Consider the following 304-nt stretch of genomic DNA (forward strand, 5'->3'; position numbering starts at 1 on the left):
TGATTATAGGCTTTCTCCGCCTCGACCGCCGCGAGCTTCAGCTGTTCGGCCGCCGCCAGATCGTTGGTGATCGTGCCGCTGCGTTCCGCCAGAACGGATCCGATCCGCGGCAGGGCCACTTTCGTCAGGATCAGGTAGATCGCGACGAGCGTGATGATCAGCCAGAAAAGCTGGTTGGGAAAGGTCGAGAAGTCGAGCTGGGGCATCCCCGGCGCGGCCTCGACGGCCCCTGTTGCTTCGGTTGCCATACGTCCCTCCTTGGCCCTCAATCCATCGGATCAGCCCGTTTGAGGCTGACCCGACC

At 62.8% G+C, this 304-nt stretch carries 1 protein-coding gene; it reads right to left on the bottom strand.

Going from position 1 to position 304, the window contains the following annotated elements; translation table 11 throughout:
- A partial coding sequence (locus E0702_RS16550) for a F0F1 ATP synthase subunit B family protein (RefSeq protein WP_205742003.1) occupies positions 1-248 on the bottom strand: 248 nt, incomplete at its 3' end.
- Positions 249-304 lie beyond the last annotated feature (56 nt).

Source organism: Halomonas marinisediminis, assembly GCF_004347715.1.
Lineage (GTDB): Bacteria > Pseudomonadota > Gammaproteobacteria > Pseudomonadales > Halomonadaceae > Halomonas > Halomonas icarae.